The 11,444-nt window shown below is 55.2% G+C and carries 8 protein-coding genes; 5 read left to right on the top strand and 3 right to left on the bottom strand.

Annotation, left to right across the window (positions count from 1 at the left end; genetic code table 11):
- Window positions 1-123 precede the first annotated feature (123 nt).
- On the bottom strand, window positions 124-1,407 hold the full coding sequence (locus I9182_RS20130) for a helix-turn-helix domain-containing protein (RefSeq protein ID WP_209599449.1): 1,284 nt from the start codon (window positions 1,405-1,407) through the stop codon (window positions 124-126).
- 161 nt (window positions 1,408-1,568) lie between these two features.
- Between I9182_RS20130 and mgrA the strand changes: the two genes are divergently transcribed.
- Window positions 1,569-2,636, top strand: a complete 1,068-nt coding sequence (gene mgrA / locus I9182_RS20125) for an L-glyceraldehyde 3-phosphate reductase (protein ID WP_209599448.1) — start codon at window positions 1,569-1,571, stop codon at window positions 2,634-2,636.
- Between the two features lie 367 nt (window positions 2,637-3,003).
- Here the strand turns inward: mgrA and I9182_RS20120 are convergent, their stop codons facing one another.
- Together I9182_RS20120 and I9182_RS20115 are read right to left on the bottom strand one after the other, a co-directional pair.
- Window positions 3,004-4,140 (bottom strand): MFS transporter, encoded by a 1,137-nt coding sequence (locus I9182_RS20120; protein WP_209599447.1) that lies wholly within the window; start codon window positions 4,138-4,140, stop codon window positions 3,004-3,006.
- A 1,006-nt stretch (window positions 4,141-5,146) separates the two neighbouring features.
- Window positions 5,147-6,742 carry a GMC family oxidoreductase N-terminal domain-containing protein gene (locus I9182_RS20115; RefSeq protein WP_209599446.1) on the bottom strand — a complete coding sequence of 532 codons (1,596 nt, stop codon included), beginning with the start codon at window positions 6,740-6,742 and terminating at the stop codon, window positions 5,147-5,149.
- A gap of 109 nt (window positions 6,743-6,851) precedes the next feature.
- On the opposite strand from I9182_RS20115, the gene I9182_RS20110 reads away from it, so the two are divergent.
- The 4 genes from I9182_RS20110 (at window position 6,852) to I9182_RS20095 (ending at window position 10,968) form a co-directional block, all read left to right on the top strand.
- On the top strand, window positions 6,852-8,090 hold the full coding sequence (locus I9182_RS20110; RefSeq protein ID WP_209599445.1) for a TRAP transporter substrate-binding protein: 1,239 nt from the start codon (window positions 6,852-6,854) through the stop codon (window positions 8,088-8,090).
- Between the two features lie 63 nt (window positions 8,091-8,153).
- The gene (locus tag I9182_RS20105) at window positions 8,154-8,819 is read left to right on the top strand and encodes a TRAP transporter small permease subunit (protein WP_209599444.1); all 666 of its coding nucleotides are present in this window, start codon (window positions 8,154-8,156) and stop codon (window positions 8,817-8,819) included.
- Window positions 8,819-10,177 (top strand): TRAP transporter large permease, encoded by a 1,359-nt coding sequence (locus tag I9182_RS20100; RefSeq protein WP_209599443.1) that lies wholly within the window; start codon window positions 8,819-8,821, stop codon window positions 10,175-10,177. Before I9182_RS20105 ends, I9182_RS20100 begins: the two co-directional genes overlap by 1 nt.
- Window positions 10,178-10,188: 11 nt before the next feature.
- Window positions 10,189-10,968 (top strand): IclR family transcriptional regulator, encoded by a 780-nt coding sequence (locus I9182_RS20095; protein WP_209599442.1) that lies wholly within the window; start codon window positions 10,189-10,191, stop codon window positions 10,966-10,968.
- Window positions 10,969-11,444 lie beyond the last annotated feature (476 nt).

Here is an 11,444-nt window from a genome sequence, read left to right as displayed (position 1 = left end):
AACGGAAAGTGGCCTAAACGAGCACTTGGGGCGGCACAAAAATGGGACAGGTCCAAATCTACCCGTTCAGAGGCAATGCGGTAGTCATTCTCGAGCACGGTATTTCAACGAATTTCCGCGTCACTACCATGCTCGCGTCAAGGCATTTGCTGGCGGCGCTCCGTCCGATCTGAGGGCTTGCTCCTCTTCCCGCGCCCGTCTCGCCAAGAGCCCCATGAAACTGGCAATCAGGTTCAGGTCACCACGTTCCTCTGCCTGAACCATGCCTCGTAGATATCCTCCCGGATTAACCACCGGCGGCAGTTTCGGATCACTCAGCCTCGCATCCGTGATCACTCCAGCCAGGATCGCCCCCATGAGGGTCAACCTATCTGTCGCCGCATGCCAGGCGGAGATATTGGTGCCGATCTCAGACAGCCGGGACCAAACGCCGGTCTCGATTGCATAGAGGGTTGGACAGAATTTCTGATCTCCACCCCCTGCGATATCGATATGCATGCGCAGCTCGGACGATGCCAGTTCATACAGGGTCCGGTTATTCACCCGAGGCAGTTTTTGGGCCTTGCGCGGTTCAATAACCGCCGGATGATTGCTTTCTAAGCCAGAACAATCTGGTTCCGTGGTTTTTGCCGATGGCATTGTCGCTTCGCCGTCGACGTTACAGGACAGAATTTTTTCTTCAATTTGGTCTTGTATATGGCACCCGAAACACGCTTCGGGTTCACCCGAAATTTCACCGGGTTTTGCGATATGAATTTCGATCCATTTCCAAAGGTCATGAACCGCTTGAACATGTGATCTGAGACCATCCACCGACATGTATTTCAGCTTATCAGCACGCGGCCAGGACCGAAACCTGGCCATCAACTCGTCGAAGCCTTCAGGAGGGCAGGGGAGTGAGGCAAGCACCGCCAGGCTGTGTTTCACATATCGATAAAGCCGTGATCGATCTCCGCGCAACGCATCATGCTCTTTCTTCTCGGCCTTGCTTCGTACGTCCGCGTCGCGCATCTCGGGAATGAGGTTCAGGGCAGGGGTCAGGAATAGGCCAAGCCCCTTACGTTTACACCGCGCGCCATTTGCGCCGAGCCTGCGCTCGATCAGGCCAATGGCTTCTAGCTCGCGTTCATGATTGTGGATTGTCCGATCTGTCAATCCGCGCCCGGCGATCAGCGTTTCCTGTCGCGCGTAGCAAAAGGGTTCCTGGGACGGGTCCCGAAACGCGCATGGCGAGATCATGTCGATGATGATCTCCAAGGTGCGAATACACTGGGCCGATGCTCCCCTGATCTGGGCGTAGCACACGCAAAGCTGCCGAAACCTGTCTCGGTTCCAGCCGTCGGGAAGGCCGTTGTGGTAGCGTAAATTTTCGCGGTGATGGGCGGATGCGATCTGTCGAAAGCTCATTGTATTGGCTTCCCTTGGCAAAGGTCAGTATTGGCATCTCGGCTTCGCGGTGCTGGAGTAAGACTAACCATAAACACCCATCTAGGACGCGCAGAATCTCGTGTCGATCTTACCGGAGTTGATCCGTTTGACAGGCCCAACATTCCATTGATTATAAGCGCATGACCAAAGCTCAACGACCACCAAAGCCAAAACCCATTCCTTACACCCCGGAGCCGAACCGCTATGAGCGAATGGTGTATCGGCGATGTGGGCGGTCGGGTGTGAAGCTTCCTGTTGTCAGCTTGGGCCTGTGGCATAATTTCGGTGCGGACTCGACGCACGAAAACAAGCGAGCAATGTGTCGGACCGCATTCGACCATGGGATCACTCATTTTGATCTGGCGAACAACTACGGTCCACCACCCGGATCGGCAGAAGAGGCATTTGGCGAAATCCTAAGAACTGATTTCGCGGGCTACAGGGATGAATTGATCATTTCCTCCAAAGCAGGCTACGACATGTGGCCGGGACCCTACGGAGAATGGGGGTCGCGCAAGTACATGATCGCGTCCTGTGACCAATCACTCGCGCGCATGGGGCTTGATTACGTCGACATCTTTTATTCCCACCGCTTTGACCCCGACACGCCGCTCGAAGAGACGATGGGCGCGTTGGATCATATCGTACGGTCGGGTCGCGCGCTCTACGCAGGTATCTCGAGCTACAACTCCCAACGCACACGCGAGGCGGTGAAGATTCTCAACGACCTTGGCACACCTTGCCTGATTCACCAGCCTTCTTACAATCTGCTCAACCGTTGGGTGGAGCGGGACGGTTTGCTCGATACCCTGAACGATCTTGGGGTAGGATCGATTGCGTTCACGCCGCTGGCACAAGGCATTCTAACGTCAAAATACCTGCGCGATATTCCGGATGGCAGCCGTGCTACACAAGGGAAGTCGCTACTTGATGGTATGATCAACGAGCGATCTCTGGCAAGTGTCCGTGCTCTGAACGACATGGCTGAGGCACGCGGGCAAACTCTGGCGCAAATGGCCCTGGCCTGGGTGTTAAGAGGCGGACGCGTAACGACCGCGCTTATTGGTGCGTCCCGGCCGGGTCAGATCGTAGATTGCGCAGGCGTAGTCGATAACCTCACCTTCAGTGATGAAGAGTTGGCAAGGATCGATGCAATCAGTTCGGAAGAAGATATCAATTTGTGGGCTCGGTCGTCAGAAACAGAATGACCAATCTTATAATTGCTAAAACCCGAGAACATTTGGAACTTGAGGCCATTGGCGGCTGCAGCTTCTGCAGCTCGGATAAATAACTATCAAGACTAACCGGCCCTTTCCTGCCGTTCGACCTTGGTCAATGTTACTGCACTGCGACCCCGTCGAACCTGCCGTTCGCTGCGAGCGCAAAACAAAGGCTGCCTGAACTCGCTACATGCGGGACTAGACCTGCCGTTCAGCACCGTTTCCCCAAAGTCCGCTTTGCCAATGCCTGCCACTTCTACGACCCAGCGAGGTCAATATTGGCGGCTGGCTCAGCAATGAAGTCGTAAAGCAGGCATCCCAAACGTAGAAGAGATGCCTGTGTGTTGAGTGGGGGTTAGCTTTGAACCCTTACCAACGCCAAGGCTTGAACACCAAGCAAGGCAGCGAGCGTTCCGAACCCAATGAATGGAACGTTCGAGCTGATTGCGCCAATAGACAGTGGGCCAAGCACGTAGCCCGCAGACCAGAAGAGATAGTAGCTGCCCGATATGGCCCCTTTGAGTGTGTCGGGGGCTTCCTCGTTCAATTCAGCGATGGATGCCACGCAGAAAATTCCCAATCCAACGCTGGCAAATCCAAGTGGAATATAGGCCCAAAGCCCTGAAAAGAGCGGGAATGCCGCGAGTCCAACAGCCGCCAACGCCATACCCCAGATCAGAAACCCCTTCCGTCCGAACCGATCAGAGAGTGCTCCTGCAACGATCTGCGACAGGCTGATGGCCGCATAGAACACCACGAACAGCAGGCTGATGGCCGTTGCGCCAAACCTATGTGTGGATGCCAAAGAAACGGGCAAAACCGTTAGGAAAACACCGTATCCAGCGCCGTACAGAAGGACACCCAACAACAGGATCAACGTCTGCCTTTGGCGCAACAGCCTGATAAATTGTGCAAAGCTCGGTCGAGACTGTCCAAGAGGAACGGCAACGGGTTTCAGAAAGAAAAAGACACACAGTCCTGCGAACAGGCACAGCACTGCAAAAATCAGAAACGGCAGACTGCCTTGGCCGTTCGGCGCGACGAGCAAACCCAATAACGGACCCGCCGTCAGGCCAATGTGAATTGCCGCATTGTAGATTCCAATCACCCGCCCCTTGGTTGACGGATAGGCCAGTGAAAGAATAGCTGGCCCGAGCGCCCAGATCGGAGCTTCACCGATGCCCTGTATGGCGCGACCCAAGAAGATGCCCCCAGCGGTTTCGGTGAAAAAGAAGACAACACCAGACACTGCGCAGAGTAAATAACCAGTGACCAGGAAACGCTTTGCGCCCAGGTGGTCTGACAGAGCGCTGATCGGCAGTTGCGCAAGCAGATAGGCAAACGCAAAAACCGATGCGACGAGACCGACGCATTCAAGTGATCCGGTCATTGCATGAACCTGTTGTGGAAGAAGTGCGACGATCATGCCGACACCGATCATCTGAAGTGTTGCTGACAAACTGAGAATGAAGAGTGGAGTAGGTTTATTCATGTGTATTGGCCTCCAGACAGCCAGACGACCATGATGCTGTCACGGCCCAAAAGGCGTTTGCATCACGGCGGGAAATTTCGAGATTTGGAGGCGAAAAGGCGCACGCAACCTAACCCTGTATGCCTACAGGAGGCCGCGATTTAAGCGACGTCTCGCGCCTGCGTCAGTCTTGCGCGCACGCGTGCGCGGCAAAAGACGCGCTTAGGCGCGCGGCGGGGGGGAAACAGTGAAGATGTAGCTTGTCACGGGCATTGTCTGAGAATTTCTCGTCGGAGTTGTCAGAATGGACCGTAGTTCTCGACATGTTCAAAGTAAACTCGGAACTGACACCACTATCCGAGATTGATCGCCAACCGGGACTCCAAGTGCCCAACAAAGCGGACTTTAGCTGCGAAACAGAAACTTGGAACTCTGGGCTCATTCCACACCTCGAAAGTACTGCAGTATCTGACCCATGGATAGCTGTCCGCACAAACCGGCCCACACCTGCCGTTCAAAAAGTCGACCGATGCTGTGCTGCGACCCGACAAAGCGGTCATTCGCTGCAAGCGCATGCCTCGGGCTTCATCGAACTCACAGATCGCGGACTTAGCAGCCAATAGCGTTCACCGACGCAGTGTCCGCACCCCGACAATTAGGGAACATTCAAGTTCGCGACCCAGGGCTATGTATGTCTATCTCGGAGAGTGCAGTACTTGTACGCCCAAAAATAGGAAAGCGGACGTTACGAGTTGAACTTTAGGAAAGTGTCCGAGACCGTTTATGCATGCTTCGCGAGGTTGGTATGGTGTTAAATCCCTGCGCTAGATGCTCCACAGATCATTGACCAATGGTCGCTCCTAGATCACTGTCAGTCATGACTCATGAGTCATGAGTTGGGCAAAGCGCAAGTTGCGACTGGACTCCACCGACCAAACAGCTTGAGCTTGCGCGATTGGCGCACTCATCCATCGGTTGCAAGTGTTTTGGGCATTTTGCATGGCATGCAGGCAAGACGGAGGGACTGTCAGGCATCTGCACTTATCAAGTCGCTTGCCTTTTCGCCTATCATAATTGCTGGCGCGTTAGTGTTGCCACTGACGATATCCGGCATAATGGAGCAATCAGCTACCCTTAGGTTCTTTATTCCATGCACATTTAGTTTTGCGTCGACAACGGACATGCCATTGCTTCCCATCGCGCAGGTTCCGGTTGGGTGATAGATTGAAGCCGTATTTGATCTGGCCCAATCCAGCGTGCCTTCGTAATCGTCGCAACTCAGCTCTGCCGTTGGTCGAAATTCCTCGGAAATTTTTGAAGCCAAGGGGGCATGTTTGGCAATCCCGCGCGCGATATTCACGCCGTCGACGATCGTTCTGCAATCCGTTTCCGTGGATAGATAGTTAGGGACGATTTTGACGTGTTTGGACGGATCGGGACCGTTCAACCGCAATTCCCCACGGCTTTCCGGGCGCAGTTGGCAAACCGACATCGTGAACGCTGAAAACGGATGCACTCCCTCGCCAGGACTGTCAGCGGACCAGGGTTGGACGTGAAACTGAATGTCGGGGGTTTCAATCTCGGGGCGGGTTTTCATGAAACCGGTGGCAAGGCTGGCGGCCATGGTCATCGGGCCTGCGCGGAACAGCGCGTATTTCAGGGCAATTCGCGCCTGATTGAACAGGCTGCGGACTTCGTCATTCAAAGTCGGCTCGTTACATTTAAACACAAGCCGCGCCTGTAAGTGATCCTGCAAACCCTTGCCGACACCCGGCAGGGCGTGCAGCGGTTCGATACCGTTTTCCTTTAGATGATCCGGGTCTCCGATTCCCGACAACATCAGAATTTGGGGGGAATTGATCGCCCCACCGGACAGAATGATCTCGCGCCGGACCTTTAGAGTTTGTTCAGCACCCGAACGATCCCGATAAACCAGTCCGGTTGCCTTTTTCCCTTCTAAAACCACCCGCGCTACCAAGGCATTGGTAATGATGTTGAGGTTCTGACGACCCCGGATAGGTTTTAGATACGCCACGGCTGCGCTGCAGCGTCGACCATTGCGGGTGGTCAACTGAAAGTACCCGACGCCCTCTTGTTCGGCCCCGTTGTAGTCAGGATTGAACGGATAACCTGCGGCCTGCGCTGCGGCGACCCATGCGTCGCAGATGGGACGTTGGATGCGCATGTTGGACACAGACAAAGGTCCACCGACACCGTGGAATTCATCCTCGCCGCGCTCTTGATCCTCGCAGCGTTTGAACAGTGGCAACACGTCCTCCCAGCCCCAACCTTCGTTGCCCATCTGACGCCAACGGTCGTAATCCTCTTTCTGGCCGCGCACATATAGCAACCCATTCAAAGAGGATGACCCACCCAGCACCTTACCGCGTGGCCAATCGATGGATCGACCGTTCAGGCCGGGATCGGGTTCGGTCCGATAACACCAGTCGACCGATGGATTGTGCATTGTTTTGAAATAGCCGACGGGGATGTGAATCCAGGGGTTTGTATCGCGGCCACCAGCCTCAAGCAGCGCAACCGTCGTATTGGGATCAGCGCTTAGCCGATTGGCAATGACACAGCCCGAAGACCCCGCGCCAACAACCGCATAATCCACCTCCATGACTGCCTCCTCCGAAAGTTGCTGAAAAAAACTCTATGCAAGTTGATCGAATTAAACTAGCCTTTTTTGATACAAAAAGTCTCAATACTTGCGATCAGGGAGGTAAGCAATGGAGATTGGTCGGAAACTAAGTGGTATTTCGCGTCGGGATTTCTTCCGAGTTGCGGGCCGTTACGGCATGAGCTCGACCTTATTGGCGGCAGGCGGGTTCGGTGGCGCAATGAGCCTGGCGAATCTGGCACAGGCTGCCGAATCAACTTACGAGAAACGCTTTTCGAAAGAACCGAAGCACACGCTGAAATTCGGCGCTTCGGGGTTTAACACCCGCAACCTGCTGATCGAACGCGCGGGCGCAATCGAGTTCGCGCGGGATCTGGAAGAGCGCACCGACGGCGAGATTCGGATCGAATTCATCGGTGACAACCAGATCTGCGGTCAGTTGAGCTGTGTTGAGAAGACTCAGCAGGGTATCGTCGACATCTATGCGGCATCGACCCAGAACTCTGCCGGCGGTGCGCCCTATCTGAACGTGCTGGATTATGCGTATATGTTCCCCAGCCGCGCGGCGCAGTATCATTTCTTCTACAGTCCTGCGAGCCAGCGCATCCTGCGTGATCCGCTGGAGAAACGGCACGGGCTGAAGTTCCTGTTCACTCATTGCGAATTGCGCGGTCTGCAAATGGGATCGACCTTTTCAGACAAACCAACCGTCACCAAATTGGAAGAACTGTTTGGCACCAAAAACCGCGTGACAGGCACGCAGTTGGGCCGGATTGCGATGCAGTTATTGAACCTGAACCCGGTGCCGGTGGCATGGGAAGAGACTCTGGACGCGCTCAAGACTGGTCTGATCGACGGGGCCGAAACATGGGCCTCGGCCGTTGCCTATGCCAACATGGCGCCGGTGGTCTCGCAGTCGGTGAACCTGAAATTCTTCTGCGGAACCGAACATACTTCAATGTCCGCAAAGGTGTTTGATGGGCTGAGCGGCGAGTTACAGGATGCTGTGATGGAATCTTCGTACTTTACGCAGGCGCTGATACAGGGCGCGAATGAGGCGGCGCTGTTGAACACTGTGGGCTTCTCGGACCCGCAACTGCCTGACACGATCTTTGCCGAAAACGGCGTGCGCCCGGCATTTCTGGCGGATGATCAGATCAAACTGGCCGAGGAAATGTGCGCCCCGAACTACAACCCTGAGCCCTGGGCGCAATGGCGTGAACGCCTGAACAAATGGGCAGGTGGCATCGATACTTATCAGGAAATCTATGACATCGCGCGCGAGATTCCGGCCAATACACTGCCGGAGAATGTCGAGCCGCGCCGTTGGTGGAAAGGCCAGGCCTGATAGACTTACCGAACCGGCCCCGCTGGGCCGGTTCAACAAATACCGATTGGGAGGACGGGGTAGATGTCATTTTGGGCAGATATCGGCGCGATATTCAGCGCCTTTCTCAGCCAGGATTCGTTCGAGATTCAATCCGCACTGGAATCCGACGCAACCTGGGCGTTAGGCGCGATTGTCTCGGCCCTGGGCGGGTTCGTCATCATGCTGATCTATCGGGCCGTGCCCTTCATCGAACGGCATCTGGAACGATCGGTGATGGTGTACTCCTACCTTGCCATTGCCTTGATCATCTTTTGGGGCGTGATCGACCGGTTCGTATTCAACGATCAAGAGCCCTGGTCGACTACTATTCCACCGCTGCTGTTCATGGTGATGGCGTGGTTCGGGGCCTCGTACAACGTCCGTCTACGCACACATCTGAGCTTTAGTGAATTCCGCTCTGCAATGCCGCGCGGCGGGCAATTGGCCTGCCTGATCCTTGACGCCGTGCTGTGGTTCATATTCGCAGTGATCGTCATCGTGACCACGTCCAGGCTGGTCGCCCTATCGGCATCGAACTTTCAGATCGTTCTGGGGACCGACAACATCATGCAGTGGTGGTTCCTTCTGGCCGCACCACTGTCGTTCTTTCTGATGGTAGGGCGGGTGTTTCAAAACCTCGCCGACGATCTGCACAACTGGAAAACAGGTGAGCCGCTGATCAAGCAGGCCGTGATCGGAGCAGACTGATGACAGATGGAACCATGGTCACACTGATCTCGCTTGGGGTCACTTTTCTGTTCATGTTGGGCGTGCCGGTCCTGTTGGTGATCGGCTATTGGGTCATAGGCTGTTCATTTGTCCTTGGTCTGACGCTGGACAACATGGGCGCCGAGTTGCTGAACGTGTTCAACAAGGGTTTTGCCCTACTGGCAATGCCCCTGTTCATCCTGACCGGAGACCTTATCAACAAATCGGGCATTGCGCGGCGTCTAAGCGATTTTGCCTATGCCTGTCTGGGCTGGATACGCGGCGGGTTGGCGATGGCCTCGCTTGGCGCCTGCGGGTTATTCGCAGCAATCTCGGGATCCAACTCGGCGACGACAGCCACAATTGGTTCGATGTTACATCCTGAGATGGTGAAAGGCGGCTATGACGAACGATTCAGCGCGGCCACAGCGGCGGCGGGCGGCACGGTGGGCATCATCATTCCTCCGTCGATCATCTTTATCGTCTACGGGTTTCTTATGAACCTGCCGATTTCCGAACTGTTCGTTGCGGGCATCCTTCCTGGCGCACTGATGGTCTTTGGCATGCAGTTCGCGTGCTGGATCATTTGCCGCCTTAATGGTTGGGGGCATCTGATCCCGCTACAGCTGAACCGAGTGTTGAAAACCGCCTTTGGCGCATGGCTTGGGTTCTTCGCCATTGGACTGGTGCTTTGGGGCATCTATACGGGCAAATTCTCTCCGACCGAAGCAGCGGGCGTGACGGTTGGATTCTGTGTGATCGCAGGATTGGCCAGCTATCCGATCAACCGGATCATGGGCGCGCGGAATGATATTTCGCCGACCGAGAAGAGCTATGCCGAGATGTTCGTAGTCGAAGGGTTTACTATCCCCGAGATCCCATCGATCGTGATCCGTTCGGCCCAGATCACCGGAATTCTTGCACCGCTGATCGCGATTTCGGTGGTGATGCAGCAGATCCTGTCCTTGCTTGGCGCACAGCAGACCATTGGGGATTTCGTAACCTCAATGGGAGGGTACCATGCGGTTCTGTTCACCTCGATGGTGATCGTCTTCTTCTCGGGCATGGTGCTGGAAAGCCTGCCTGTGACGATCATTCTGGCCCCGATCCTTGCCCCGATTGCGGCGTCAGTTGGAATTGATCCGATCCATTTCTCAGTGATCTTCCTCGTGGGGGCGTCTATCGGGTTCATCACTCCGCCATATGGCTTAAACCTGTATGTGGCCTCCGGCGTGACCGGAGTGCCCTATTTCCGGCTGCTGCGGTACACAGTACCTTATCTGGTCGCATTGCTGTCGGTGTGGATTTTGGTGTCACTTGTGCCCGATCTGGCCTTGATCCTGCTGCCAAATAACTAGACTGTTACGGAATGGCCGCAACGGAAACACAAGATAAAGAGACACAGATACCGACCAACTTGCGCCTTCTTCTCATCCTTGAGGAGGTTGCGCGACGCGGGGTCGCCGTCAAACCGTCAGACCTCATCGAGTCACTGGGCCTGGCCAAGCCAACCATCCACCGCCTGTTGCAAACCGCAGAAGCCGAGGGCTTCCTGCAGCGCGATCTGGATGGGCGTTCATACGGCCCTGGACACCGGCTGCGATTGCTTTCGGTCAATACGATGTCTTCCGAGCACCTGCGTACGGCGCGTCTGGCGATCTTGCGCAGCGTCGCCGAGCAGGTTGGTGAAACCTGCAATCTCGCCATTCCAGACCGAGAGGGGATGATCTATCTGGACCGGGTGGAAACGAAGTGGCCACTGCGGATTCAGCTTCCGGTTGGTACTCAGGTACCCTTCCATTGTACGGCCAGCGGCAAGATGTACCTGTCCACACTGCGGCAAAAAACGCTGGACGGTTTTCTTTCAGCGGGAAATCTACAACCACAGACGGAGCGCTCGCTGACTGATCCCAAGTCGCTGCGAGCGGAGATCCAACGTATCTCTGAGAATAGTTATTCCACCGATGACGAGGAATTCATGACCGGAATGACTGCCTTAGCTGTACCCGTTCAGGATGGGCAAGGCCGATTGGTAGGCACGCTTTCGGTTCATGCGCCGACACAACGTCATGACGTCAACAGTCTGATGTCGTTTCTGGGAATACTGCAAAAAGGGGCGGATGAGCTTTCGGCTCTTTTGACCGAGTGACTAGTACCGGAGATGACAGTCAAAACGTAAACTTTTTTACCAACTGCGAATTCGGTAATCGACCGGTTTGGAGAATTCTGCACCTCAGTGAGTGAGAGTGTGATCAAAGTCCAGTGTGCGCCGTTCGTTCAGCGTTGTAGAGTCAACATTTTGCGCACTGCTGCCATTCCTGGCTGGTGCAGCATCTGCCGCTCTGGGCTCTCTGCCGCCGTTGGGGCAAACGCAGCATCCCACCGGATGCCGCCTTAGCATCCCTCATAAACGGCCCAGAGCGGCCTTCCGTCCCAGGTCGCGCATGCTGCGACGCGGCCCGTCAGACCGGACTTTCGCCGCACCGCAAAAATCCTGACCCGTTCGAACTTACAGATCGCGGACAAAGCGGCCACTCTTTGCAAGAAATGAAATTGACGACTAGTTGTGATATTAAGGCTCCCACAACCGGGGGGATGCCGCAATGAACAGAACTTGGAAAACAT

This window comes from Ruegeria sp. HKCCSP351 (genome assembly GCF_017872535.1).
Lineage (GTDB): Bacteria > Pseudomonadota > Alphaproteobacteria > Rhodobacterales > Rhodobacteraceae > Ruegeria.
The sequence above is the reverse complement of the archived record's forward strand: the minus strand, read 5'-3'. Positions and strand labels throughout refer to the sequence as shown.

Excerpts from the sequence above, each read along its gene's own strand:
- I9182_RS20130 (WP_209599449.1), bottom strand. The coding sequence starts at position 1,407 with ATGAGCTTTCGACAGATCGCATCCGCCCATCACCGCGAAAATTTACGC.
- mgrA (WP_209599448.1), top strand. The coding sequence starts at position 1,569 with ATGACCAAAGCTCAACGACCACCAAAGCCAAAACCCATTCCTTACACC.
- I9182_RS20120 (WP_209599447.1), bottom strand. The coding sequence starts at position 4,140 with ATGAATAAACCTACTCCACTCTTCATTCTCAGTTTGTCAGCAACACTT.
- I9182_RS20115 (WP_209599446.1), bottom strand. The coding sequence starts at position 6,742 with ATGGAGGTGGATTATGCGGTTGTTGGCGCGGGGTCTTCGGGCTGTGTC.
- I9182_RS20110 (WP_209599445.1), top strand. The coding sequence starts at position 6,852 with ATGGAGATTGGTCGGAAACTAAGTGGTATTTCGCGTCGGGATTTCTTC.
- I9182_RS20105 (WP_209599444.1), top strand. The coding sequence starts at position 8,154 with ATGTCATTTTGGGCAGATATCGGCGCGATATTCAGCGCCTTTCTCAGC.
- I9182_RS20100 (WP_209599443.1), top strand. The coding sequence starts at position 8,819 with ATGACAGATGGAACCATGGTCACACTGATCTCGCTTGGGGTCACTTTT.
- I9182_RS20095 (WP_209599442.1), top strand. The coding sequence starts at position 10,189 with ATGGCCGCAACGGAAACACAAGATAAAGAGACACAGATACCGACCAAC.